The sequence below is a fragment of the Kitasatospora fiedleri genome, from assembly GCF_948472415.1.
GTDB lineage: Bacteria > Actinomycetota > Actinomycetes > Streptomycetales > Streptomycetaceae > Kitasatospora > Kitasatospora fiedleri.
Genome location: NZ_OX419520.1, coordinates 71837 through 94455, shown reverse-complemented (window position 1 = coordinate 94455; position 22619 = coordinate 71837). Strand labels below are relative to the sequence as shown.

The 22619-nt window shown below is 75.8% G+C and carries 20 protein-coding genes and 3 pseudogenes; 14 read left to right on the top strand and 9 right to left on the bottom strand.

Features of this window, described 5'->3' with window-relative positions:
- Positions 1 to 192 precede the first annotated feature (192 nt).
- A complete protein-coding gene (locus QMQ26_RS36655) occupies positions 193 to 729 on the top strand; it encodes a ferritin-like domain-containing protein (RefSeq protein ID WP_111554528.1) in 537 nt (178 codons plus the stop codon).
- A 208-nt stretch (positions 730 to 937) separates the two neighbouring features.
- A complete protein-coding gene (locus QMQ26_RS36650; protein WP_282206753.1) occupies positions 938 to 2734 on the top strand; it encodes an acyl-CoA dehydrogenase in 1797 nt (598 codons plus the stop codon).
- 22 nt (positions 2735 to 2756) lie between these two features.
- Here the strand turns inward: QMQ26_RS36650 and QMQ26_RS36645 are convergent, their stop codons facing one another.
- Together QMQ26_RS36645 and QMQ26_RS36640 are read right to left on the bottom strand one after the other, a co-directional pair.
- Positions 2757 to 3950: a spore photoproduct lyase family protein gene (locus QMQ26_RS36645; RefSeq protein WP_282206752.1), complete on the bottom strand. Its 1194-nt coding sequence runs from the start codon at positions 3948 to 3950 to the stop codon at positions 2757 to 2759.
- A gap of 56 nt (positions 3951 to 4006) precedes the next feature.
- Positions 4007 to 5059 carry a phosphatidylinositol-specific phospholipase C domain-containing protein gene (locus tag QMQ26_RS36640; RefSeq protein WP_282206751.1) on the bottom strand — a complete coding sequence of 351 codons (1053 nt, stop codon included), beginning with the start codon at positions 5057 to 5059 and terminating at the stop codon, positions 4007 to 4009.
- Positions 5060 to 5286: 227 nt separating this feature from the next.
- On the opposite strand from QMQ26_RS36640, the gene QMQ26_RS36635 reads away from it, so the two are divergent.
- Both QMQ26_RS36635 and ppk2 read left to right on the top strand, forming a co-directional pair.
- The gene (locus tag QMQ26_RS36635) at positions 5287 to 5634 is read left to right on the top strand and encodes a PRC-barrel domain-containing protein (RefSeq protein ID WP_100834344.1); all 348 of its coding nucleotides are present in this window, start codon (positions 5287 to 5289) and stop codon (positions 5632 to 5634) included.
- 86 nt (positions 5635 to 5720) lie between these two features.
- Positions 5721 to 6710 carry a polyphosphate kinase 2 gene (ppk2, locus tag QMQ26_RS36630; RefSeq protein WP_282206750.1) on the top strand — a complete coding sequence of 330 codons (990 nt, stop codon included), beginning with the start codon at positions 5721 to 5723 and terminating at the stop codon, positions 6708 to 6710.
- 43 nt (positions 6711 to 6753) lie between these two features.
- Here the strand turns inward: ppk2 and QMQ26_RS36625 are convergent, their stop codons facing one another.
- The 6 genes from QMQ26_RS36625 to QMQ26_RS36600 all read right to left on the bottom strand — a co-directional run bounded on the left by QMQ26_RS36625 (position 6754) and on the right by QMQ26_RS36600 (position 13485).
- On the bottom strand, positions 6754 to 8382 hold the full coding sequence (locus QMQ26_RS36625; protein ID WP_282206749.1) for an SDR family oxidoreductase: 1629 nt from the start codon (positions 8380 to 8382) through the stop codon (positions 6754 to 6756).
- A gap of 195 nt (positions 8383 to 8577) precedes the next feature.
- Positions 8578 to 9507 (bottom strand): SDR family oxidoreductase, encoded by a 930-nt coding sequence (locus QMQ26_RS36620; protein ID WP_100834347.1) that lies wholly within the window; start codon positions 9505 to 9507, stop codon positions 8578 to 8580.
- Between the two features lie 149 nt (positions 9508 to 9656).
- Entirely contained in the window at positions 9657 to 10061 is a 405-nt protein-coding gene (locus tag QMQ26_RS36615) for an ATP-binding protein (RefSeq protein ID WP_282206748.1), read from the bottom strand.
- 291 nt (positions 10062 to 10352) lie between these two features.
- Positions 10353 to 12596, bottom strand: a complete 2244-nt coding sequence (locus QMQ26_RS36610; protein WP_282206747.1) for a GAF domain-containing SpoIIE family protein phosphatase — start codon at positions 12594 to 12596, stop codon at positions 10353 to 10355.
- Positions 12593 to 13003: an STAS domain-containing protein gene (locus QMQ26_RS36605; RefSeq protein WP_282206746.1), complete on the bottom strand. Its 411-nt coding sequence runs from the start codon at positions 13001 to 13003 to the stop codon at positions 12593 to 12595. Before QMQ26_RS36605 ends, QMQ26_RS36610 begins: the two co-directional genes overlap by 4 nt.
- Positions 13004 to 13116: 113 nt before the next feature.
- Positions 13117 to 13485: a VOC family protein gene (locus QMQ26_RS36600; protein WP_100834350.1), complete on the bottom strand. Its 369-nt coding sequence runs from the start codon at positions 13483 to 13485 to the stop codon at positions 13117 to 13119.
- A 217-nt stretch (positions 13486 to 13702) separates the two neighbouring features.
- On the opposite strand from QMQ26_RS36600, the gene QMQ26_RS36595 reads away from it, so the two are divergent.
- From QMQ26_RS36595 to QMQ26_RS36575, 5 genes and pseudogenes are all read left to right on the top strand, one after another.
- Positions 13703 to 13909 (top strand): hypothetical protein, encoded by a 207-nt coding sequence (locus QMQ26_RS36595; protein ID WP_100834351.1) that lies wholly within the window; start codon positions 13703 to 13705, stop codon positions 13907 to 13909.
- A 101-nt stretch (positions 13910 to 14010) separates the two neighbouring features.
- On the top strand, positions 14011 to 14757 hold the full coding sequence (locus QMQ26_RS36590; RefSeq protein WP_282206745.1) for a hypothetical protein: 747 nt from the start codon (positions 14011 to 14013) through the stop codon (positions 14755 to 14757).
- Entirely contained in the window at positions 14754 to 15683 is a 930-nt protein-coding gene (locus tag QMQ26_RS36585; protein ID WP_100834353.1) for a DUF6895 family protein, read from the top strand. The genes QMQ26_RS36590 and QMQ26_RS36585 overlap by 4 nt, the downstream gene beginning before the upstream one ends.
- A pseudogene (locus QMQ26_RS36580) lies at positions 15680 to 16291 on the top strand (serine hydrolase domain-containing protein); the annotation flags it as partial. The gene QMQ26_RS36585 and the pseudogene QMQ26_RS36580, both read left to right, overlap by 4 nt.
- An 80-nt stretch (positions 16292 to 16371) precedes the next feature.
- Positions 16372 to 16698, top strand: a complete 327-nt coding sequence (locus QMQ26_RS36575) for a serine hydrolase (protein ID WP_282206805.1) — start codon at positions 16372 to 16374, stop codon at positions 16696 to 16698.
- Positions 16699 to 16822: 124 nt separating this feature from the next.
- Here the strand turns inward: QMQ26_RS36575 and QMQ26_RS36570 are convergent, their stop codons facing one another.
- Complete coding sequence (locus QMQ26_RS36570) at positions 16823 to 17674, bottom strand: helix-turn-helix transcriptional regulator (protein ID WP_282206744.1); 852 nt, start codon at positions 17672 to 17674, stop codon at positions 16823 to 16825.
- A 101-nt stretch (positions 17675 to 17775) separates the two neighbouring features.
- Here QMQ26_RS36570 and QMQ26_RS36565 point away from each other — a divergent pair, with 101 nt between their 5' ends.
- The 5 genes and pseudogenes from QMQ26_RS36565 (at position 17776) to QMQ26_RS36545 (ending at position 22606) form a co-directional block, all read left to right on the top strand.
- Positions 17776 to 18558: an SDR family oxidoreductase gene (locus QMQ26_RS36565; protein WP_282206743.1), complete on the top strand. Its 783-nt coding sequence runs from the start codon at positions 17776 to 17778 to the stop codon at positions 18556 to 18558.
- A gap of 186 nt (positions 18559 to 18744) precedes the next feature.
- Positions 18745 to 19173, top strand: a pseudogene (locus tag QMQ26_RS36560) (polyprenyl synthetase family protein); the annotation flags it as partial.
- On the top strand, positions 19068 to 20012 hold the full coding sequence (locus QMQ26_RS36555) for a polyprenyl synthetase family protein (RefSeq protein ID WP_318552301.1): 945 nt from the start codon (positions 19068 to 19070) through the stop codon (positions 20010 to 20012). The pseudogene QMQ26_RS36560 and the gene QMQ26_RS36555, both read left to right, overlap by 106 nt.
- Positions 20009 to 21622 carry a phytoene desaturase family protein gene (crtI, locus tag QMQ26_RS36550; RefSeq protein ID WP_282206741.1) on the top strand — a complete coding sequence of 538 codons (1614 nt, stop codon included), beginning with the start codon at positions 20009 to 20011 and terminating at the stop codon, positions 21620 to 21622. The genes QMQ26_RS36555 and crtI overlap by 4 nt, the downstream gene beginning before the upstream one ends.
- A pseudogene (locus QMQ26_RS36545) lies at positions 21609 to 22606 on the top strand (phytoene/squalene synthase family protein). The gene crtI and the pseudogene QMQ26_RS36545 overlap by 14 nt, the downstream one beginning before the upstream one ends.
- Positions 22607 to 22619 lie beyond the last annotated feature (13 nt).

Below are 22619 nucleotides of genomic sequence, written 5' to 3'. Positions count from 1 at the left end.
GCCCCGGCGGCTTCGGCGACTTCCTGCGCGACCTGGACTCCCTCACCCGCTGACGCACCCCGCCCGGACCGGGCGTCCGCGTGCTCGCGCTGGTGCAGACCGGTGGTGTCGCGGGCCCGTCCGTGTCGCCGCCACCGGCTGCGGGAATCGCTGGGAGAACCGTTCTCACCCCCCACCACCTGGGAGTACCGCATGGCTGGCGACGATTTCGTCATCGACGTGACCCGCATCCGGGACGAAGCCCGGCAGAAGATGTCCGACGGCGCCCTGACGGCCACCTACGGTCTGGACGCCGAGAAGGTGATCGCCGTCCTGAACGACGTGGTCGCCACCGAGGTGGTGTGCTGGCTGCGCTACACCCGGCACGCGATCTCGGCCACCGGCATCGATCGCGCGCAGGTCGCGGCCGAGTTCACCGAACACGCCGCCGAGGAGATGCAGCACGCGCTGCGCGCCGCCGAACGGATCTCCCAGCTCGGCGGCGAGCCCGACTTCGACCCCGCCACCCTCGTCCAGCGCGCCCACACCGACTACACCACTCCCGGCGAGACGGACCTCAAGAAGATGCTGGAGGACAACCTGCTCGCCGAGCGCATCGTCATCTCCACCTACCAGGAGATCGCCCGCTGGCTCGGCGAGCACGACCCCACCACCCGCCGGCTGATCGAATCCATCCTCGAGGAGGAGGAAGAGCACGCCGACGACCTCACCGACCTCCTCGCCGCCTGACCGCACCCCGGGCCCCGCACGGCGGGCGCAAGCCGTGCGGGGCCCGGAGCCCCCGTCCCCGCCCCGCGCGGGGACGGGGGCTCCGGGACGGCCGGGTCGGCCGGGCCGTCGTGGGCGGTGACCGGTCGGCCCCGCCCGTGCCCGCGCGCGGGCACGGCGGAGAATGGGGCCTGCCCGCAGACCGGCTGCCCGATTGGACGCACCCGCCATGGCCTCCCTCCTGCTCTCCCGCCGCGACCTGGACTTCCTGCTGCACGACTGGCTGGACGTCACCGCCCTGACCGCGCGCGAGCGCTACGCCGAGCACGACCGGGACACGATCGACGCGGTGCTCGACCTCAGCGCGCGGATCGCGGCCGAGCACTTCGCCCCGCACAACAAGAAGAACGACGCCCAGGAACCGACCTTCGACGGCGAGCGGGTGCACATCATCCCGGAGGTCGGGCGGGCGCTGCGGGTCTTCGCCGAGTCCGGTCTGGTCGGTGCGGCGATGGACCACGCGGTGGGCGGGCAGCAGCTGCCGCAGGTGGTCGCCCACGCCTGCACGGCCTGGTTCCAGGCGGCCAACGTCGGCACCGCGGCCTACCCGTTCCTGACGGTGGCCAACGCCAACCTGCTGCTGGCCCACGGCAGCGCGGAGCAGGTCGACACCTACGTGCGGCCCATGGTCGAGGGCCGCTTCTTCGGCACCATGTGCCTCTCCGAACCGCAGGCGGGCTCCTCGCTGACCGACATCACCACCCGGGCGGTGCCGCAGCCCGACGGCACGTACCGGATCACCGGCGCCAAGATGTGGATCTCCGGCGGCGACCACGACCTGAGCGAGAACATCGTCCACCTGGTGCTCGCCAAGATCCCCGGCGGCCCGGCGGGGGTGAAGGGCATCTCGCTCTTCGTCGTCCCCAAGTACCTGGTGGCGCCGGACGGTTCGCCGGGCGAGCGCAACGACGTGGTCCTGGCGGGTCTCAACCACAAGATGGGCTACCGAGGCACGGCCAACACGCTCCTCAACTTCGGCGAGGGACGGTACGCCCCGGCGGGTGCGCCGGGCGCGGTCGGCTTCCTGGTCGGCGAGCCGCACCACGGGCTGGCGTACATGTTCCACATGATGAACGAGGCCCGGATCGGCGTCGGCCTGGGCGCCGCCGCGCTCGGCTACACCGGCTACCTGCACGCCCTCGACTACGCCCGCACCCGCACCCAGGGGCGTCCGCCCGGCGCCAAGGACCCCGCCGCCCCGCAGGTGCCGATCATCGAGCACGCCGACGTCAGGCGGATGCTGCTGGCCCAGAAGAGCTACGTCGAGGGCGGCCTCGCGCTGAGCCTGTACTGCAGCCGCCTGCTGGACGAGGAGCGCACCGCCGGGCAGCAGGCCGAACGGGACCGGGCCCGGCTGCTGCTCGACGTGCTGACCCCGATCGCCAAGAGCTGGCCCTCGCAGTGGTGCCTGGCCGCCAACGACCTCGCCATCCAGGTCCACGGCGGCTACGGGTACACCCGCGAGTACGACGTCGAGCAGTTCTACCGCGACAACCGGCTCAACCCCATCCACGAGGGCACCCACGGCATCCAGGCCCTCGACCTGCTCGGCCGCAAGGTCGTCATGGGCGGCGGAGCGGGCCTGCGGCTGCTGCTGGAGACCATCGGTGCCACCGTCCGCCGCGCCGCAGACACCGGCGGCGAAGCCGCCGTCCTGGCCGCCGGGCTGGCCGCCGCCGCCACCCGGGTCGAGCACACCACCGCCGCCCTGTGGGCGGGCGGCGACCCGGACACCGCGCTGGCCAACGCCTCCCTCTACCTGGAGGCGGTCGGACACGTGGTGCTCGCCTGGATCTGGCTGGAGCAGTTCCTCGCCCTCCCCGACGGCGGGGACGCCTTCCACCAGGGCAAGCGGCAGGCCGCCCGCTACTTCTTCCGCGTCGAACTCCCCCGCACCGGGCCGCAGTTCGACCTGCTGACCGGCTTGGACCGGACCGCGGCCGACACCCGCCCCGACTGGTTCTGAGCGCCAGGGCCGTGCGCGGCGCTCAGAAGGCGTAGCGGACCCGCAGCCAGGGGGCGCGGGCGCCGATCAGCTCGCGCAGCGTTTCGAGGGCGGCGGCCTTGACGCCGGTGCGGTAGCGCACGTTCCAGCTGCCGTTCTCGGAGCGCTTCGGCTGCTGGAGGTCCGGGCGCCACAGGACGTCCTCCGCGCGGGGGTGCCAGCCGAGGTTGACCTCGTGCAGGTCCTGGTTGTGGGTGAGCATGATGATCTCCGCGGCGGCCTGGTCCTTGACCCGCTGCGGGAGCGTGTCGTCCATGGCCCGCAGCAGTTCGCCCCAGTCCCGTTCCCAGCCCGGGCGGATGACTACCGGGGAGAGGTTGAAGTGCACTTCGTAGCCGGCGTCGAGGAAGTCGGCGGCGGCCGCGAGGCGTTCGGGGACCGGGCTGGTGCGGATGTCGAGGTGTCGGGAGTCGTCGGGCGGCATGACGGAGAAGCGGATGCGGGTGCGGCCCTGCGGGTCGAGCCGCAGCAGGTCGGGGTTGACGAACTTGGTGGCGAAGGACGCCTTGGCGGTGGGCAGGCGGCGGAAGGCCCGGACCAGGTCGGCGGTGCCGTCGCCGATCAGGTCGTCGACCGAGCAGTCGCCGTTCTCCCCGATGTCGTAGACCCAGGCGTGCTCGTCGCACTGGTTGGGCTCGCGCTTGGGGCTGGTGGCCGCGACGTGCCGTTGCAGGGCGGCCAGGACGCGCTCGGTGTTGGTGAAGACGGTGATCGGGTTGGCGAAGCCCTTGCGGCGCGGGACGTAGCAGTAGGCGCAGGCCATGGCGCAGCCGTTGGAGAGGCCGGGGGCGATCCAGTCGGCCGACCGCCCGTTGGGGCGGATGCCGAAGGACTTGCGCTCGCCGAGGACCAGCGTCCCGCGCTTGGTGCGCACCCAGCGCTCCACGTTGCCCGCGTTGCCGTGCAGGTCGGGGATGCGCCAGTGGGAGTCGGTCTCGACGATCCGGGCGCCGGGGAAGCGGGCGATGATCTGCCGGCCCCGCCAGGACCGCGCGGCGGCGGGTTCGGCGTGGATCTCGGTGATGTCGAGCAGCCTGCGCGCCTGCTCCCCGTCGCGGAACGGCCGTTCGGGGGATTCGCCGTCGGGGGATTGGCCGGGCGGCGCGGCGGCGATGAGCTCGTCCAGGTCGAACAGGCCCTCGGCCCCGTCTCCCGGCCCTCCGGGACGCTGTCGCATGTCACCAGTGTACGGAGAGGAGGGCCGGGGCCGCGGGACGGGACGCCGGCGGGGTGTCAGCCGCGCGGCAGGACCATGGACTGCACCTCGGGCAGGTGGCGCCAGTCGGCGGAGACCAGGGTGGCGTGGGCGCCGGCGAGTTGGACCACGCGGGCGCGGGCCTGGTCCGCGGTCGGGTCGGTGGCGCTGATCGCGGGGGCGACGTTCTGCGCGTCGGTCATGCTGAGCAGGTAGTGGCGGGTGTCGTACCAGGAGGTGTCGACGCCGTTCAGGTAGGCGGCGGCGTCGCCGTCGAAGACCACGAACCAGGGGCGGATGTTCGTCTCCGGGTACCCGGTGCGCGGGTCGCCGGCGGCGGCGCCGTGGACGACGGGGAAGACCCGGGCGTCGCCGATCCGGCCGGCCGCGGCCAGGTCGCGCAGGTGGCGGGCGTACTCGGTGTCGGTGTGCAGGGTGTCGAAGGGGTTGCCCTCCTCCACGGTGCCGGGGATGACGTAGACCAGCGCGCGGCCGGCCAGGCTCGACCGGCCGGGCCAGTTGCCGGCCCTGGCGGCGTCGTCCAGGGTCGGGTAGCTCCCCCCGCCGGGCTTGGCCAGCAGGTCGGCGGGGCGGAAGGCGGCGCTGCCCAGGTGGGCGGCGATCAGCGCGTCGAGCTGGCTGGGGCCCATGCCGCTGTTGGCCGCGAAGCCGCCCTTGAGTTCCAGTTTGACCGTGATCGGGCCTGCGGTGGGGTGCGCGGCCAGCCAGACCCGGACGTCGTCCAGGCAGCTCTCCAGGTTCTTGTTGGTGCCGCCGGTGTACAGCTGCGCCGGGGAGGAGGCGTTGACGCAGTTGTTGGCGTTGCCCAGCGGGTTGGAGTGGCTGACCTTCCACTCCTTGGTGACGGTGTCGGTCCAGGCGTCCAGCTCGATCATCGAGGTGCCGGTGTCCAGCGCCTGGGCCAGGAATCCGAAGGCGGCCGGGTCGTAGGTGTTGTGGATGCCCACGGAGCTGGTGGAGGCGAACGGCAGTTCGGCGGGAGTGGCGGCGCCGGCGGCGGCGCCGAGCTGGGTGGTGGCCGTGAGGGCCGCGGTGAGTGCGGCTGCGGCGGCGGTGCGGCGGAGGTTCATTCGGTCCCCTGGTCAGTCGGGCGGGCGGCGCGGACGGTCGGGCGTTCGGCGGGCCGGCGGTCAGCCAGCAGCCTGGGCCCCCCGAATGACTTTCTCGTGACATGACAACGAACTGCCACGGAAGCTGACGCGGCGTCAAGCCCCTGCGCTGAAAAGGGGCGGATGCGTCCTCGGAACGCGGGTATCGGAGTCGGTGAAACCGCACGTCGGGAACAGAGGAGAGCACCGTGGCCAGAGGGATCTGGGATTACGAGAGCGCCGAGGGGTACGCCTCGGGCGACGATCTGACGGGGTACCGGGTGGAGGCCGCGGACGGCCGGATCGGCAAGGTCGACAAGCACAGCGAGGACGTCGGCCACGCCTATCTCGTGGTGGACACCGGGCCGTGGATCTTCGGGCGCACGGTGCTCGTCCCCGCGGGCACCGTCAACCGGGTCGACCACGACGACAGGTCGGTGTGGCTGGACCGGACCATGGAGGAGATCCGGAACTCGCCCGAGTTCGATCCCGACACCCACGCCGACGGCTCCGACTACCACCAGGCCCTCGGCGCCTACTACCTGGGAACCGTCTGAGCCCCGCGCCGCCCCGTCCGACCGGACGGGGCGGCCGTCCCGGAACCGGGACGGAACCACCCGACCGAAGGGAGCAGGAACCCGCCGTGGACGAGCGAGAAGCCCGGCGCACCGGGGCCGAGGACCTGTTGGCGGGTCTGAGCGTGGACCACCAGCGGCCGGAGCAGCCGGTGCTGCTGGACGCGGCCGGCGCGCCCCTGCAGACCTGGCAGGAGAACCACCCCTACGACCGCAAGATGGGCCGCGGCGAGTACGAGCGGACCAAACGCATCCTGCAGATCGAACTGCTGAAGCTCCAGCGCTGGGTGAAGGCCACCGGGACGCGGCTGGTCGTCGTCTGCGAGGGCCGGGACGCGGCGGGCAAGGGCGGCGCGATCCGGCGCTTCACCGAGCGCCTCAACCCGCGCGGCGCCCGGATCGTCGCCCTCGACAAGCCGACCGACCGGGAGGCCGGGCAGTGGTACTTCCAGCGGTACGTCGCCCAGTTGCCGACCGCGGGTGAGATCGTCTTCTTCGACCGCTCCTGGTACAACCGGGCCGGGGTCGAGCGGGTGATGGGGTTCTGCTCGCCGGAGGAGTACGAGCGGTTCCTGCGGCAGTGCCCCGCCTTCGAGGACATGCTGGTGGCCGACGGGATCGTGCTGGTGAAGTTCTGGTTCTCGGTCTCGCGTTCCGAGCAGCGCACCCGCTTCGCGATACGCCGGATCGACCCGGTGCGCCAGTGGAAGCTCTCCCCCACCGACCTGGCCTCCCTGGACCTGTGGGACGCCTACACGAGCGCCAAGGTCGGCATGTTCCGGGCCACCGACACCCGCTCCGCGCCCTGGACGGTCGTCAAGGGCAACGACAAGCGGCGGGCCCGGGTGGAGGCGATCCGCAGCCTGCTGGACCGGATCGACTACGAGAGCAAGGACCGCGACGCGGTGGGGCGGCCCGACCCGCTGATCGTGGGGGCCGCGGACACGCTGCTGGAGGCCGGCGAGGAGGACACCGCCCTGTCGCCCACGCCGTTGGCCGGGCCGCGCCACCAGCCGGGCCGCCACCCCGCTCCGGGCCGCCACCCGGGGCGGGGCTGAGCCCCGCGCCCCGCCCCGCGGTCAGTCCCGGGCCGCGCCGCGGTCAGTCCCGGGCCGCGCCGGCACCGGTCTGCGCGCCCGGGCCGGCGGACTCCGACGGCCCGTGCGAGTCGTCGTGGCGGCCCAGGCGCTCGGCCGCGCGGGTGATGTTGCGGGCCATCCCGCCGAAGACGAAGGCGTGGAAGGGGGACACGCTCCACCAGTAGGCCTGGCCGGCGAGGCCGCGCGGGTGGAAGAGCGCGCGCTGGAGGTAGACCGTACGCCCCTGCCGGTCCCGGCCGACGCGCAGCTCCAGCCAGGCGAGCCCCGGCAGCAGCATCTCGGCGCGCAGCCGCAGGAGTTCCCCGCGGTCGACGGCCTCCACGCGCCAGAAGTCCACGGCGTCGCCGAGCCGCAGCCGGGTGGCGTCGCGCCGGCCCCGGCGCAGCCCCACGCCCCCCACCAGGCGGTCCAGCCAGCCGCGGACGGCCCAGCCGAGCCCGAAGGAGTACCAGCCGTTCTCGCCGCCGATGCCCTCGATGACCTGCCACAGCTCCTCGGGACGCGCCTCGGTCCGCCGGGCCCGGCGGTCGATGTACAGGCTGCCGCCCGCCCAGTCGGGGTCGGTGGGCAGCGGGTCGCTGGGCGCGTCGGGCAGGGCCGCGGACGACCAGCGGGTGGCGACCTGCGCCTCCTTGACCTGTTGCAGGGCCAGGCTCAGCGCCTCGTCGAAGTCCAGCGGGGACGTCGCGGTGTCGGGGATGTGGTCGGCGATGTCGTGCTCGGTGCAGACCACCTCGTGGCGCAGCGACTCCGCCAGCGGCCGGGCGATGCTGCGCGGGACGGGCGTCACGAGGCCGATCCAGTGGCTGGACAGCCCCGGTGACAGCATCGGCACGGAGACGATGAGGCGGTGCGGCAGTTCCGCCACCCGGGCGTAGCGCTGCATCATCGCGCGGTAGTCCATCACCTCGGGCCCGCCGATGTCGAAGGTGCGGGAGACGGAGGCCGGCAGTGTCGCGCTGCCCACCAGGTAGCGCAGGACGTCCGCGACCGCGATCGGCTGGATGCGGGTGCGCACCCAGCGCGGCGTCACCATGACCGGGAGGCGCTCGACGAGGTAGCGGAGCATCTCGAAGGACGCCGATCCGGAACCGATGACCGTCGCCGCCCGCAGCACCGCCGTGGGCACGCCCGAGTCGAGGAGGATGCGCCCGACCTCGGCCCGGGAGCGCAGGTGCGGCGACAGGTCGCTCTCGGGCACGTCCCTGGGGGTGAGCCCGCCGAGGTAGACCAGCCGGTCCAGCCGGGCGGCGCGGGCCGCGTCCGCGAAGGTGCGGGCGGCGCGGCGGTCGGTCTCCTCGAAGTCGTCGCCCCCGCGCATGGCGTGCACCAGGTAGTAGGCGACGCTCACGCCGTCCAGGGCGCGGGCCACGGAGTCCGCGTCCAGGACGTCGCCGCGCACCACCTCCACCTCGTCGATCCAGGGGAAGTCGCGCAGCTTGTCCGGCGTGCGGACCAGGCAGCGCACCCGGTACCCGGCCGACAGCAGCTCCGGGACGAGGCGGCCGCCGATGTACCCGCTGGCGCCGGTGACCAGGCAGAGCCCGGCGGGCGCGCCGTCCTCGGCCGGCCCGGACGGGGAGGGGGCGGCGGCCTCTTCGGAGGGGTGTCCGTTGCTGTCGTGGGTCATGAGTCGCCTTCGCGGGTGGGAGCGTGCCGTGGGAACCGGCCCGGGGAGCGGCCGGCTGGGATTCCTCCTCTGCTACCCGCTGCGGGGGCGGGCAAGACGGTGCCCGGCGTGTACCGCCCCGATTGGCCGAGGCCCGGACGGGGCGGGGGCGCTGCGGGGTCCGGGCGGCGGTGTCCGGGCGGCGGCCCGCGGGCGCTACCCGGAGGGGGGCGGCTGCGACTCCCGGTAGGAGTTCCAGTCCGCGTGCCCGCCGGCGCCGAGCACTTCGCCCGCGGTGGCGAGCTCGCCGTCCGCCGCGGCCCGCAGCTCGCGGCGGGCGGTCCGGGCCACCAGGGCGGGGAAGACCGGGCGCAGCGGCTGGCACCAGCGCAGCCATGGCGGGGCGTAGATCTGCGGGGCGCGCTCGGTGATGCCCCGGGTGAGCCACCGGGCGACCTGCTGCGGGGAGTGGACGCGGCGGGCGGGCCGTGGCTGGTTGCGGCGCAGCGCCGCCAGGACCGGGTTGTCGTCGATGCCGTCGAGCATCTCGGTCCCGGTCCAGTGGAGGTAGGCGACGCCGACCTGGACGCCGTCGGGTTCGACCTCGCCGCGCAGGGCGAGCGCGAACGACTCGGCTCCCGCCTTGGACGCGCAGTAGGCGCTCATCATCGGGGCCGCACCGAAGGCCGCCGTCGAGGCGATCTGGAGGAAGTAGCCCCGGGTGGAGGTGAGTTGAGGCAGGAAGGCGCGGGCGGTGTTGGCGGACCCGATGAGGTTGACGTCGATGACCCGCTGCCAGAGTTCGGCGCTGGTGCGGCCGAACGACCCGCTCACGGCGATGCCGGCGTTGGCCACCACCACGCTGGCCGGTCCCAGCTCGGCCTCGACCCGGCGGGCGGCCCCGGCCAGGGCCGCCCGGTCGGTGACGTCGCACTCGACGCAGAGGGTCGGTCCGGGAAGGGCCGCGGCGGTCTCCCGGAGGGTCGCCTCCTCCCGCCCGGCGAGGGCCACCCGCATGCCGGCCGCGGACAGGCTCCGCGCGAGGTGCTCCCCGACGCCGCGGGCGGCCCCCGTGACGACGGCCACCCGCCCGCGCAGCGGAGACGCCCCGCCGCGGAGCCCGTCTCCGTCGGACGCAGTGCGCATCGCTCCTCCTCGCTCGCGGTCGGGGCACCGGACGGCCTCCGCGTGCCCCGCCCCACCCTCGGTCCGGCCGCCGGCCGCCGCAACCGCACCGCCGCCGGCGGGCGCGGCGGCACGGGGGCGGGTACGCGGGCGGCCCGGGAGCGCGATCCCTAGAGCGGGACGGTGACGCTCACCCGCTTGCCGCCCCCGGGCAGGGGGAGGACGTCCCCGGTCGCGGCGAGGAGCTGGACCAGTGCCCAGCCGCGCCCGCTCAGGCGGTAGGGGTCCCGCAGGGCGGTCGGGTCGGTTCGCGGGCGGCTGCCGACGGCGTCCTCGACGTCGATCCGCACGCACGTGCCGCCGCCCGGGCGGCCGTCGGTCCCCCCGGCGGCGGCGCCCACCGGCGCGGTCTCGACGCCGACGGCGAAGCCCACCACGCCCCCCGCGTGGCGCACGGCGTTGGTGACGAGTTCGGAGGCCACCAGCAGCGCGTTCCGCCGCCCGGCCGGGGAGACGGCTCCCTCGGCGCACAGCACGTCCGACACCACCCGCCGCGCCTGCGCCGGCGTGCGCACCGGCGTCCCGGTGCACGTCGCCGACCGGTCCCCGTCCGTGCCGACGGCCCCACCCGCGCCACGGGCGGCGTGCGGGGAACGCCGGAGACCGGGCAGGGCGTCCCCGGCGGTCGTGGGGGGAAGGTGGACGGTGAAGCGGCGGTGCGGCATGGCGTGGCCTCTGTTCGATCGGCTCTCGGCATCGGCGGTGGACCGTGCACACGGAACTTTCACCGGTCCTTGTGCCCCCGTTCCCCCTCGCCATCCCCGCTCCCGGTTCCCACGCGTTCCCGTGGGCCCTCCCCCGCCCCGCTAGGCGCGTGCGCCCTCTTCCCCGGTCGGCCCGGTGGCGGTGAGGACGAGGACCGCCTGGTCGTCGTCGATGTCCTGGCCCCCCGTGTGGGCGCGCAGGGCCTCGATGACGGTGTCGATGACGCGCCGGGCGGTGGGCGGGCCCGCCACGGAGGCCACCGCGGCGGTGAGGCGGTGGTCGCCGAACAGGTCGCCGCCCGGGGCGCGGGCTTCGGTGATGCCGTCGGTGTGGAGCAGCAGGCTCTCGCCGGGGCGCAGTCGCAGGCGGCGGGCGGTGACGTCGGTGCGGGCAGTGACGCCGAGCAGGAGGCCGGGCGCGTCGACGGTGCGGACGGTTCCGCCGGGGGTGAGGTGCAGGGGCGGGGGGTGGCCGGCCCGGACGATTTCGACGTCCAACCCGTCCGGGGTGGGGGTGAGTTGGCCGTAGACGAGGGTGACGAAGCCGGTGCCGTGGCCGGCGGGGCGGTTGGTCAGGGCGCGGTTGACGGCGGTGACCACGTCCTCGGGGCCGGGGAGCAGCGGCGCGACGGCGCGGGCGGTGTTGCGCACGAGCGCGGTGGTGGTGGCCGCGCGGGCGCCGCGTCCGCAGACGTCGCCGAGCAGGAAGGCCCAGCGGCCGTCCTCCAGCGGGAAGACGTCGTAGAAGTCGCCGCCGACGTCGAGTCCTTCGCCGGCGGGGTGGTAGTAGGTCGCGACGTCGGTGCCGGGCACCTCGGGCAGCTCGGGCAGCAGCAGGCCGGCCTGGAGGTCGCGGGCCAGGGCGTGGCGGTGGGTGTACTGGAGCGCGTTGCGGGCGGCGGAGGCGGCGCGGCGGGCGAGTTCCTCGGCGAGGGCGACGGTGTGGCCGTCGAAGGCGTGCGTGCCGGTGGACAGCAGCGTCACGGCGCCGAAGGCGCGCCCGCGGTCGAGCAGCGGGATGCACAGGTAGCCGGTGACGCCGAGGTCGTGCCAGGGGCCGGGGCCGGTGGGGGCGCGGCGGGCGACCTCGCTGGTCGCGCCGGCCAGGACCCGGGCGACGGCGTCGTCGGCGGCGCCGTGGACCGGGACGTGGGAGGCGAGCAGGTCGCGCTCGTGCCGGGTGGGGGCGGTCGCGGCGATCCGGCGGAGCCGGCCGTTCTTCACCACGTCGACCGCGCACAGCGGGGCCAGCTTCGGCGTGCAGGCGGCGGCCAGCCGCCGCAGTGCCTGGGTGGCGTCCAGGTCGGCGGTCAGGGAGGTGCCGGCCTCCAGGAGGAAGGCGAGGTCGTCGCGGGCGGCCTTCTCGCGGGCCTCGGCGGCGCGGCGGGCCTGTTCGGCCCGGTGGCGCTCGATGGCCAGGGCGGCGGTGCCCGCGAAGATCTGGGCGAGGGCCAGGTCGACCTCCTGGGGGGCGCGCGGGGTGCGGTGGTACATCGCGAAGGTGCCCAGCAGCGAACCGTTGCGGGCCAGGACGGGGGTGGACCAGCAGGCGGCCAGGCGTGCCTTGCTGGCCAGGTCGCGGAAGTCGTCCCAGAACGGGTCGGTGGCGATGTCGGTGACGATCACGCTGCTGCGGCGGTGGGCGGCGGTGCCGCAGGAGCCGACGCCCTCACCGGTGGCGATCCCGTCGATGGCCTGGTTGTAGAAGTCCGGCAGGCTGGGTGCCGCGCCGTGGCGCAGGTGCCGTCCGTCCGGGTCGGCGAGCAGCACCGACACCAGCACCTCCTCCGGCGCGAGGTTCTCGATCGCGCGGGCCATCCCCTCCAGCACCTCCGTCAGCGGTGCCTGGCGGGCGATCTGCTCCAGCAGCGCCCGGTGCTCCGCGGTCAGCCGCTGGGCCTGCTTGGCCTGGGTGGTCTCCACCCCGATCAGGCGCACGCCCACCGTGTTGCCCCCCGCGTCCAGCCGGGGCTCGTAGGTGAAGTCGAAGAACGCCTCCCGGGCCTGCGCGCCCCGGCCGAGGACGACCCTCGCGTCGCGCCCGGTGTGCGCCTCGCCGGTGCGGTAGACCTGGTCCAGCAGCGCGATGAACCCCTGCTCGGCCAGTTCGGGTACCAACTGTCCGATCGGCACGCCGGTGCGGGCCCGCTCCCCGCCGCCGATGGCCGCGAAGAAGGCCTCGTTGGCCGCCTGCACCATGTGCGCGGGCCCGGCCAGCGAGGCGAACACCGCCGTCGACTGCCCGAACAGCGCCCGCAGGTCCCGTTCCGCCTCGGCGGGGGCGTCGGCGCGCCCGCCCGCCGTGCGGACGGGTTCGGGGGCCCGGCGTCCCGGCACGCGCTTCACGGCGTCCGCCTCTCCTCGACCGGCGCCGCCGCACCTCCGCCGGCGGCCACGGCGTCACGTCCGTGCGCGTCCGCGCCGAGGGCCTGCTCGACGCCGTCGTGCAGGGCGAAGAGCCGGTCCAGGCCCGTCATCGCGAACAGGCGGGCCACCGGGTCCGGGACCGCGGCCAGCCGCAGCACCCGCTCCTGCGCCGTCAGCCGCTGGAAGAGCTCCACCAGGGCCCCGATGCCGGAGGAGTCGCAGAATTCCAGTCGTGCGCAGTCGGCCACCACCGGGCCCGCTCCGCGCCCCCGGGCCAGTTCCCGGCCGGCGGCCTCGTGCAGCTGCACCGCGCTGTCGAAGTCCAGCTCCCCGCACAGGGACAGCACCGTGCCCCGTTCCTCCCGCGTGACCTGGACCGAGAACACCCTCAGCCTCCTCCGTTCGGAGTCCGTAAGCGACGACCCGCCCATCCTACGGACCCGCCCGCCCCGCGGTTCCCGGCGGCCCGGGGGCGGCGGGAACCGCGGGGCGGGCGGGGTCAGCCGTGCGCGGTGTCGATGACGCAGAAGCGGTTGCCGTCCGGGTCGGCGAGCACGACGAAGTCCGGGTCCGGCGGGTAGCTGTCCCAGTCGACCCGCTCGGCGCCCAGCGCCACCAGTCGTTCCACCTCGGCGGCCTGTCCGGCGGCGTCGTCCGCGTAGAGGTCGAGGTGGACCCGCGGGTGTTCCTGGACCGGGCTGGCGCTGCGGTCCAGGGCCAGTTGCACCCCGCCCTCGTGCGGGGGCAGCAGCACCGCCCAGTCCTCGTCGAACTCCCCGCGCGGGACGTACCCGAGCGCCGCCGTCCAGAACGCCACCGCCCGCGGCACGTCCGCCACGCCCAGTACCACCGAACCCATCGTCAACATCCTTCCAGTGTGCCGGACTCCGGGGCCGGAGCGGGCGCGGGGCCCGGCGGACCGGAGCGGGCGCGAGGTCCCGTGCGCCGACGGCGCGGGGCCCCGCGGCGCGGGCGGCGCCCCGTCCTGCGGGGTTGCGGATGCAGGAGTCCGTTCGTGCTCGTAGTGTCGAAAGAGGGGGCGCCACCCGACCGGATGGTGAAATCCAGACGAGGAGGCACATCTGATGCTTACTCAGTTCCGGACCGAAACGGCCCCGACGTCACGCAGCGCGACGTCGACCGAGGCCGCCGCGTTGGCGAGCCTGATGGTGGAGGACGAGGCCGTCGTGTCCGACGCGCCCACGTACTCGCCCGAGGCGCTGGGAGGCGGACTCCTGGTGCTGGGGCTGCTGCTGTCGCCGAAGCCCCCGAAGGAGAAGCCGACCCGGTAGTCGGGGAGGTCTGATGCACTGGGCCGGTCCGCCTGCACGGGCCGGCCCGGTGCGCACCCGCTACGCAACGTACCCGCCGCGGACCAGGAGGGACTTCGCAGATGCCGTTCGCCGAGACACCACTGCGCGACGAGTACGCCGCCGCCGTCGAACAGCTGGCGCGCCGGACGCTCGACGCCCTCCGGGACGGCGCTCCCGTGGCCGCGCTCCCGGAGCCGCCGGACCTGGAGGCGACCGGCTTCGAGGCGACCGCCTCCCGCCCGCTGCTGGCCGCCGTCCGGGTCCTCGGGGCCGACCTGTTCGCCCCGCAGCTGCTGGCCGGGGCCGAGCCCGACGGTCCCACCGCCGCGCTGCTGGCCCGGGCCCGGCGGACGTTCCCGGCCCCGGCCGCCCCGTCGCCGGAGGCGGCCCGGGTGGTCGAGTGGCAGGACTGGGCCGTCGGCCGGTTCCTCGCCCGCACCCCGTACGGGGAGGCCGCACCGGTGCCGCCCGCGCTGCCCGGACCGGAGGAGGTCGGCTGGCAGGTCTGGTCGGTGCGGATGTCCCAGCTGTCCGGGCTGGCGCTGCCCGGGCTCGACGGCCCGGTGCACGCGGGTGCCCGCGCGCACGCCCTGGACCTCGCCCGCGGCACCGTCCGCTCCCTGCTGCGCCACGACCTCGCCACCGCCGCCCGGCTCGTCCGCTGGCTCGCCTGGACCGGCGCCGAGGGCCTGCCGCCGCGCCTGGAGGTCGAACCCGTCCTGGACCGGATTCGGCTGGCCGGCGACGGCAGCGCCCGCACCGGGCTGGGCCTCGCCGTCGCCCGCCGCCTGCTCGACGGCTCCGCCGACGGGAGGCGGGCGGCATGACCGACACCCGCGTCCTCGCCACCGCGCAGCGGCTCGGCTCCCGCGCGCTGTCCTGGCTGCACTCCGCGCACCGGGACGGCCTCGGGCGGATTCCGGACAGCACCCTGATCGACTTCGCCGATCCCGACAACGCCTACAAACCGCTCGGCGAGGTCGCCCTCGCCGCCTCCCTCGTCCTGCGCGACGGCGTCAGCGCGCCCGCCGACGCCCGCGCCGCACGCGACCTGCTCGACGGCTGCTGGGCGCAGTTGCGCGAGGGCGACCTGCTGTACGAGCGCCAGCTGCACCACTTCACCATGACCGACCCGCTGGAGACCTACGGCCACTTCGCCCGGGCCGGCTACCGGCACCCGGCGCTGGAGGAGCTGCTCGACTCGCTCAGCCGGCTGCGGGCCGCGCACGCCGAGGAGATCCGGGCCAACCGGCGCCTGGGCGTCGCCAACGCCCGGCGGGTCGTCGGGCTCGGCCACCGGCCGGACTGGGAGGCGCTCGCCCTGGGCACCTGGCTCGGCGCCAGGCCGGAGCCCTGGGCCGTGAACTGGATGACCGGGTACGACATCACCCACACCGTCTTCCACCTCACCGACTGGGGCGCCCGCCCGGAGGGCCTCCCCCGGCCGATGCACGACTACGTCCGGGACTGGCTCCCCGTCTGGCTCGACGTCTGGGTGGAGGTCGGGCAGTGGGACCTCGTCGCGGAGCTGCTGGTGGTCGACGCCTGCATCGGCGAGCCGGCCACCGGGCGGCAGGGCTGGGACGCGCTGGCCGCCGCCCAGCACGAGGACGGGCTGCTGCCCCGCGACACCGACCCGGTGGACGAGGACCGCGAGCGGGCGTTCCTGGACCACCAGCACACCGCCGTCGTCGCGGTGGTGGCCGGCGACGTCACGCTGGCCCGGGCGCTGCGGGCGACGGCGGCCGTGTGAGCGGGGTGGACGCCGCGGTCGCGGCGGCGGTGCGGGCGGCCGTGTCGTCGTCCGCGACCGCCGTCACGGTGGCCGTGGTGCGCGGCGATCGGGAGGAGGTGCGGTGCGCCGGGCGGACCGGGCGGGGGCGGGCGGGCCCGTGCACCCCGGACACCGTCTTCGAACTCGGCTCCGTCAGCAAGACGTTCACCGCGCTGCTGCTCGCCGCGATGGCCGCGCGCGGGGAGCTCGCCCTGCACGAGGCGGTGGACCGCCTGCTGCCCGCCCACTGGCCCGCGGTGGCCGTCCGCTCCCGCGAGCCGGTCCGGCTGCTGCACCTGGCCACCCACACGGCGGGCCTGCCCCGGCTGCCCCCGGGGCTGCTCGCGGCGGCCCTGCCCGCGTGGAACAGCAATCCGTACGCGTCCTTCGGCGAGGAGGAGCTGCGGGCGGCGCTGGCCAGGACCACCGTGCGCGTCAGTCCGGGCCGTCGGTACCGGTACTCCAACTACGGGGTCGGGCTGCTCGGCCGGGCGATGGCGGAGCGCGCCGGGCTGCCGTACGGCGAACTGCTCGCCGAACGGGTCCTGTCGCCGCTGGGTCTCGGCGCCACGACGTGCGCCCCGGACGCGGCCGGACGCGCGGTCGGGTACCGGCGCGGACGCGCGCTGCCGCCCTGGCGGATTCCGGGCCTGCCGGGGCGGGCGCGGTGCGGGCGAGCGGCGCCGACCTGCTGCGCTACCTGCGGGCCCACCTCGACTCCCGCTCCGCCGCGCTGGCGCCCGCCCTGGCGGACGTCCAGCGGCCGCGGCTGCGGCTGTCGGCCTCCGGCGACGAGCTGTGCCTGGTGTGGAACCGCCGCCGCTCCGGCGGGCGGGACCTGTACTTCCACTCCGGCGGCACCCGGGGGTTCACGGCCTTCGTCGGCTTCTGCCCGCAGGGGCGGGCCGCGGTGGCGGCGCTGGCCAACGCCGGGCCCACCCTGAACGGGCGGTTCGTCCAGGCGGGCTACGAGGTGCTGCGGGCCGCCTCGTAGCCCGCCCGGGCGGTGCCCGGCGGGATCGGCCGGCCCGGGCGGCTTCGCGCGGGCCGGGACGTGCATGCGGTGCGGGCGGCCGGTCGGGCGGCGCACCGGCGGGGAACCGCCCGTGACCCGGCCCTCACCGGCGGTCCGGTGCGGTGAAGCGGTGGGGTCCCAGGACGGCGAGCAGGCGGAGCTTCTCCTCGCTCTCGCTGCGGGGTGCGGCGGTGAGCACGAGCAGCACCTGGGACTGGTCCTCGGTGAACAGGGCCTGGCAGTCGACCTCGATCGGTCCGACTTCGGGGTGGACGAGCGTCTTGTGGTCCTCGAAGCGCCGGGCGACCTCGTGGCGCGCCCACAGGTCGGCGAACTCCTCGCTGGCCCGGCTCAGGGCCCGGACCAGCTCGCCCGCGGTGGATCGCGGGCCGCGGACGCCGTAGGCGGCGCGCAGGCTCGCGACCTGGGCGCGGCTCTGCCGGTCCCGGTCCGGCTCGGGGTAGAGCAGCCGGGCGGAGGGGTCGGTGAACCAGCGGTAGATCGCGCTGCGGGCCGGGCCGGTCAGGTGCGAGGCGTCGCCGAACAGGGCCGCGGCCAGGCCGTTCTGCACCAGTGTCTCGCCCAGGTCGCTGAGGACCAGCGCCGGTGTGTCGGCGAGGCGGTCGAGCACCCGCAGCAGCGCGGGGGCGACGTGGGGCGAGGCCGACCGGGCGGCCGGGGCGTTGTGCCCGGCGATCCGGTACAGGTAGTCGCGTTCGTCCCCGGTCAGCCGCAGGGCGCGGGCGAGCGCGGACAGGATGTGCGCGCTGGGCTGGGGGGCGCGCCGCTGCTCCAGCCTGGTGTAGTAGTCGGTCGACATCACGGCGAGCGAGGCGACCTCCTCCCGGCGCAGGCCGGGGGCCCGGCGACGGGCGCCCAGGGGCAGGCCGACGTCCTCCGGGCGCAGTGCCTCGCGGCGGCGGCGCAGGAAGTCGGCGAGTGCGGCACGGTCCATGGGTCCGATTGTCGTCCCGTCGCCGCCGCTCAGCCAGGGACCGGCGGTCCCCGATGAGGCGTCCCTGCCACCGGCCCCGGCGGCGGACGATAGTCGGAGGCATGAACATCTCCGGAAACACCGTCTTCATCCCCGGCTCCACCAGCGGCATCGGGCTGTCGCTCGCACTGGCGCTGCGCGACCGGGGCAACACCGTCGTCGTGGGCGGCCGGCGCGCCGAGCTGCTGGAGCGCATCGCGGCCGAGCACCCCGGCATCGACACCGTGCTGGTGGACGCCGCCGACCCGGCGAGCATCGACGCGGCGGCGAAGGAGGTCCTCGCCCGCCACCCCGACCTGAACGTCCTGGTGCCGATGGCCGGGGTGATGAGCGCCGAGAACTGGCACAGCCCCGCGTCGTTCCTGGCCACCGCCGAGGCCACGGTCACCACGAACCTGCTCGGCACGATCCGGCTGATCGCGGCGTTCGTCGAACACCTCCAGCGGCAGCCGGACGCCACGATCATGACCGTCTCGTCCGGTCTGGCGTTCGCTCCGCTGAAGGCCACCCCGACGTACAACGCGACGAAGGCCGCCGTCCACATGCTCAGCGAGTCCGTCCGGCTGCAGCTCGCCGACACCTCCGTCAAGGTCGTGGAGCTGGTGCCCCCGGCCGTCCGCACCGCCCTCATGCCCGGGCACGAGGACAACGAGGCGGCCATGCCGCTGGCGGAGTTCACCGCGGAGGTGATCGGACTGATCGAGGCCCGGCCCGACGCGAAGGAGATCCAGGTGGAGCGCGTGAAGTTCCTGCGCTACGGGGAGGCCCGCGGCGACTACGACCGGGTCGTCGCCGCGCTCAACCCCGCCGGGGACCGGGCCGACGGAGGGGACCGGGGGGAGTAGCCCCGGCGGCCGGGGCGGTGCCGGACCGCGGAAGGGGCCGCTCGCGGGGTGAATCGTCCGCCGGGAACGACTGGGCGGCCGAATCCGGGGATAGACGAAGAGAGCCTCCTGCGCCGTCGGCGCGCGGCGCCCGCGCGGCGCCCCGCGCGGGTGTGCGCAGCGTTATCCGACGGGAAAGCGAGCTCGATGTCCTCCGTATCGCTGTCGGCATCCACGGGGAGCGCGGCCGCCCCGTCCGAGCGGGGCGGTCGCTCCGGTGCGGTCCGTCCGCTGGGCGGGCGGGGGCGCTCCCCCGGTGGGCCGGGGCTGCCGGTCGCGGCCCGGGCCTCGCCGGTGGTGCGGGGCGTGGACGGTGACGTGTCGGCCGCGGTCGGCCGGGTGCTCGACGAGTGGCTGGCGGGCCGGGTGGCGCGGGCGGGCGCCGTCGACGGGACGTTCGCGGCCGACCTCGCCCACCGGGTGGCGGACTTCACCGGGCGCGGGGGCAAGCGGGTGCGGGCGCGGCTGCTGTGGTGGGCGGTGCGCGCGTGCGGGGGGCCGGACGTGCCGGTCGGGGCCGCGCTGGCCACGGGGGCCGCGCTGGAGCTGCTGCAGACGTGCGCGCTCGTCCAGGACGACGTGATGGACGGTTCGGCGACGCGCCGCGGCCGTCGGGCCCTGCACGTGGACGTGGCCGCCCAGTACGCGCCGGGGGTGGGCGAGCGGGGGCCGCGGACCTCGGTGCGGCCGCGGGCGTCCTGGCCGGGGACCTGGCGCTGGTCTGGGCCGACGACCTGGCCGCCGCCGCGCGGTCGGAGCTGCGGGAGCCCCAACGGCAGCAGGTGCGGGAGGTCTGGTCGGACCTGCGGATGGAGATGGTGGCCGGCCAGTACCTCGACGTGCACGGCCAGGTGACCGGGTCGCGTGCGCCGGCCCGGGCGATCCGGGTCGCGGAGCTCAAGAGCGCGATGTACTCGGTGGAGCGGCCGGTCCACCTGGGGGCCGTGCTGGCCGGGGCCCGGCCGGAGCAGGTGGAGGCGCTGCGCCGCGCGGGCCGCTGCGCGGGCGTCGCCTTCCAGTTCAAGGACGACCTGGACGGGGTCTTCGGGGACCCGGCGCGGACCGGCAAGCCCTGCGGCGACGACGTCCGGGCCGGCAAGCCCACCTACCTGTTCGCGGTGGCGCGGGCCCGGGCGGTCGCCCGGCGCGACCGCGCCTCCTCGGAGGTGCTGGGCCGGTACCTGGGCGACCCGGAACTGGACGAGGCCGCGTTGGACCGGGTCCGGGAGGCGCTGGTGGCCACCGGGGCGCGGGCCGCCGTCCAGTCCCGCATCGAGCGGCTCTCCGCGCGCAGCACGGAGTACCTGGAGCGGGCCCGTCCGCTGGCTCCCGGTGCCGAGCGGCTGGCCGCCCTGCTGCGGGCGACCGCCGGGCTGCCGCCCGTCGGCGCGGGCGGCGCGGGGGGTGCGCGGTGAGCCGGGCCGTGCCGTCGGCCGATCACGTCGTCGTGGTCGGGGCGGGCCTGGCCGGGCTGTCCGCCGCCTGCCACCTGGTCGGCGCGGGGCGGCGGGTGACCGTCGTCGAACGGGACGGGGAGCCCGGTGGGCGGGCCGGGCGAATCCGGCGCGGCGGGTACCTGTTCGACACCGGGCCGACCGTGCTGACCATGCCCGAGCTCGCCGACGAGGCGTTCGCGGCGGTGGGCACCTCGCTGCGCGCGCACGTCGACCTGCTGCCGCTGCACCCCGCCTACCGGGCCCGGTTCGCGGACGGCAGCGCGCTGGACGTGCACACCGACGCGCAGGCGATGGAGGCCGAGGTGGCGCGGTTCGCCGGCGCGCGGGAGGCGGCGGGCTACCGGGAGCTGCGCCACTGGCTCACCCGGCTCTACCGGGCGCAGATGCGGCGCTTCATCGACACCAACTTCGACTCGCCGTGGCAGCTGCTCAATCCCGACCTGGCGCGGCTGGCCGCCCTGGGCGGGTTCGGCCGGCTCGCCCCGCGGATCGGGCGCCACCTGCGCGACGAGCGGCTGCAACGGGTCTTCTCGTTCCAGTCCCTGTACGCGGGGGTGGCGCCGGCCCGGGCGCTGGCCGCCTACGCGGTGATCGCCTACATGGACACCGTGGCCGGGGTGTGGTTCCCGCGCGGGGGCATGCACGCGCTGCCCCGGGCGATGGCCGACGCCGCCGCCGCGGCGGGCGCCGAGTTCCGGTACGGGAGCACCGTCACCGGCCTGGAACGCCGGGGCGGCCGGGTCACGGCCGTGGTCACGGACCGCGGGCGGATCGCCTGCGACGCGGTCGTGCTGACCCCCGACCTGCCGGTGGCGTACCGGCTGCTGGGGCGGGCTCCGCGGCGGGCGCTGCCGCTGCGGTTCTCGCCCTCGGCGGTCGTGCTGCACCTGGGCACCGACCGGACCTGGCCCGAGCTGGCCCACCACACCCTGTCCTTCGGCCACGCCTGGGAGCGGACCTTCGACGAACTGACCCGCACCGGCAGCCTGATGACGGACCCTTCGCTGCTGATCACCCGGCCGACCGGCACCGATCCGTCGCTGGCCCCGGCCGGCCGGCACACCCACTACGTGCTGGCGCCGGTGCCCAACACCGCCGTCGGCCCGGGTGCCGCGGCCTGGGGCGACCTCGCGCCGGGCTACCGCCGGCACCTGCTCGACACCCTGGAGCGGCGCGGGCTGACCGGGCTCGGCGCGTCCGTCGAGGAGGAGTGCCTGGTGACCCCGGCCGACTGGACCGCCCGGGGGCACGCGGCGGGCACCCCGTTCTCGGCGGCCCACACCTTCGCGCAGACCGGCCCGTTCCGGCCGCGCAACCTGGTGCGTGGCCTGGAGAACGTGGTGCTCGCCGGTTGCGGCACCACGCCCGGGGTCGGCGTGCCGACCGTCCTGATCAGCGGGAAGCTCGCCGCCGCCCGGATCACCGGCCCGGCCCGCCCCGGCCCGGCCCGCCGCCGCCCGCCATCGGCGTCCGCCGCGCCGCCCGGCCCGGACGCGGCGTCGGTCCCGTCCTCGACCCCGTCCTCGACCTCGACCCCGACGGCAGGAGCACCGCATGACGGCCCGTGAACTGGACGCGGCGGGGATCACGGCCCCGCCCTGCGGGCGGCGTACACCGCCTGCCGCGAGCTCAACGCCCGGCACGGCCGCACCTACTTCCTGGCCACCCGGCTGCTGCCGCCCGAGCGCCGGTGCGCGGTCCACGCGCTGTACGGCTTCGCCCGCTGGGCGGACGACATCGTCGACGGGCTGGACCGGCGCGAGACGCCCGCGGAGCGCGACCGGCTGCTGGGCGCGCTGGAGCGGGACCTGGCCGGGGGCCTGCGGCGCGGCGACGCGGCGGAGCCGGTGGTGCGGGCGGTCGCCGACACCGCCGGGCGGTACGGGATCGACCCGGCGCTGTTCACGGACTTCATGGCCTCGATGCGCGCCGACCTCACCGTCACGGACTACCCCACCTACCGGGACCTGTACGGCTACATGCACGGCTCGGCGGCGGTGATCGGCCTGCAGATGCTGCCCGTCCTCGGCACGGTGACGGGCCGCGCCGAGGCCGAGCCGCACGCGGCGGCGCTGGGGGTGGCGTTCCAGCTGACCAACTTCCTGCGCGACGTGGGCGAGGACCTGGACCGCGGCCGGGTGTACCTGCCGGCCGACCTGCTGGCGGCCCACGGGGTGGACCGGCCGCTGCTGGAGTGGAGCCGCCGCACCGGCCGGGACGACGCCCGCATCCGGGCCGCGCTGACGGCCGGCGCCGCGCTCGCCCGCGGGGTCTACCGGGACGCCGAGCCGGGCATCGCGATGCTGGAGCCCCGGGTGCGGCCCTGCATCCGGACGGCCTTCCTGCTCTACGGCGGCATCCTGGACGCGATCGCCGAGGACGGCTACGCCGTGCTGCACCGGCGTTCGGTGGTGCCGCTGCGCCGGCGGGCGGCCGTCGCCGCGTCGGGGCTGACCCGCATCCTGGCCGCCAGGGTGCGGGCTCCGGGGCGCTCCGGCCCGCCGCCGGGCCCGGCGCGCCGCCGTCCGGCGGTCCGGGGGCGGGCCCGGTGAGCGGTCCGTCCGC